1 protein-coding gene is annotated in these 1,797 nt (G+C 70.7%); it reads left to right on the top strand.

Going from position 1 to position 1,797, the window contains the following annotated elements; translation table 11 throughout:
- Positions 1-8 precede the first annotated feature (8 nt).
- Positions 9-1,797: fibronectin type III domain-containing protein (locus OOT08_RS10885; protein ID WP_325092664.1), on the top strand; the 1,789-nt coding region annotated here is incomplete at its 3' end.

The following is a 1,797-nucleotide window of genomic DNA, read 5'->3' as shown; positions in this document are numbered from 1 at the left end:
GCGGCTTGATGTTCCCCCCGGTTGCCGCCCAGGCAGCCGCCGGGGACCAGCAGGTCAGCGATGCCACCTTCCTCTGGGGCATCAACAACGAGTCCAACGGCGGTGCCTACTTCGGGGGCTGCAACTTCCTCTCCGCGGGCGCCGCGGGCGACAGCGGCAGCGCGCGGCTCTGGAACGTTCAGGACGGGTTCTACGCGACTTCCGAGGGGAACGTCACGATCGAAAAGCCCGGCAAAGACGGCGAGTTCGCCGAGCCGACCTGGGCCACGAAGTGCCAGAACCGGGACGGCGTCACGGTCAACGGCAAGGTCACGAACGGGCCGGAAACCATCACGGAAACGCGAGTTCGGATCGAGGAGGGCTCCGGGATCGTCAATCCAGATGAGGGCACCGCGAGCATCGAGTGGGACGGCTCCTTCACGGTGGCGTACTACGGCGGAATGACCTACTGGTCCGCCTCCGACCCGAAGCTCACCGTGAACGCCGACGGCACGGGCACCGTGACCGCGGACCTGAGCGGCTACGGCACCGACATGGACGACATGTCGCTCTGGGTGCCGATCGAGCCCCGCCCCGTGACCCTCGCGAACCTCAGCGACGTTGCGGTCACCGACGAGGGCTTCGTGGTCACCCCGGACTTCCTCGGGGTCACCTTCGAGGACGGCGGGCAGGGCCGCAACCCGCAGGCCACCCTGACCGACCAGAACCGCAGCTGGTGGGGCTCCTTCCCCCAGGACTTCAATGACTTCCACATGCTCACCGGGCAGTCCTCCTACTGGTACACGACCGATGGCACCGCCAATTCGATCCAGCCCCGCAAGATGACCACTCCGCTGACCGTCGCCTACAGCGCCCCAACCGCGCCGGACGCCCCGGCGACGCCGACCGTCACGGCCGGCCCGGGCGGGAACCTCACCGCGACCTGGGCGGAGCCCGCGGACGGCGGCTCGGCGATCACGGGGTACACCGTGACCGCGACCCCGGCGACCGGCGAGGCCACCGAGGTCACCGCCGCGGCAGACGCGACCTCCGCCGAGACCCCGACGCTCCTGCCGGGTCAGGAGTACACGGTCACCGTCAGCGCGACGAACGCGCGAGGCACCGCCACGTCCCCCGCGTCGGCGCCGATCCTGCCGAACCCGAACCCGAACCCGACCGTCACGGTCACCCCGACCACGGGGCTGGACCCCGAGGTCGCGCAGACGGTCACCATCACCGGAACCGGCTTCACCGGACCCGCCGCGGTCTGGGGAAGCTACGTTGCCCTGTTCGACGCCGCCGACTGGCAGCCCGGAACCACCCCGCCCCCCGCCGATGAGTGGCTCGGGGCCACCGACTGGGTGCGCCCGGCCTCCGTCGTTGACGGTCGCTTCACCGCCGAGCTCCTGATCCCCGCGGGAACGATGAAGCCCGGAGTCTCCTACGGCGTCGCGACGATGGCCGCGCACGGCATCGTCTTCACCGATCGCCGACTCGACACGTTCACCCCCGTTTCCGCGGTGTTCCCGGTCGAGACCCCCTCGGCACCGGCCACGCCCCAGATTGCTCTCGCCGAGGGCAGCAGCGCAACCGTCACCTGGGCCGCGCCCGACTCCGAGGGCGGCGCACCCGTCACCGAGTACCGGGTCAGCCTGACCGGCCCGGACGGCACCGTGTCCACCCAGCGCGTGGTCGCCCCGGAGACCTCGGCGACCTTCGCGAACCTGATCCGCGGGGCCAGCTACTCCGCCACCGTGGCCGCGATGAACGCCGGTGGCTTCTCCGCCGAGTCATCCGCCTCGGCAACGCTCGAGATCC

This window comes from Leucobacter sp. M11 (genome assembly GCF_035726885.1).
In the GTDB taxonomy this organism is placed as follows: domain Bacteria; phylum Actinomycetota; class Actinomycetes; order Actinomycetales; family Microbacteriaceae; genus JAPFRB01.
The sequence above is the reverse complement of the archived record's forward strand: the minus strand, read 5'-3'. Positions and strand labels throughout refer to the sequence as shown.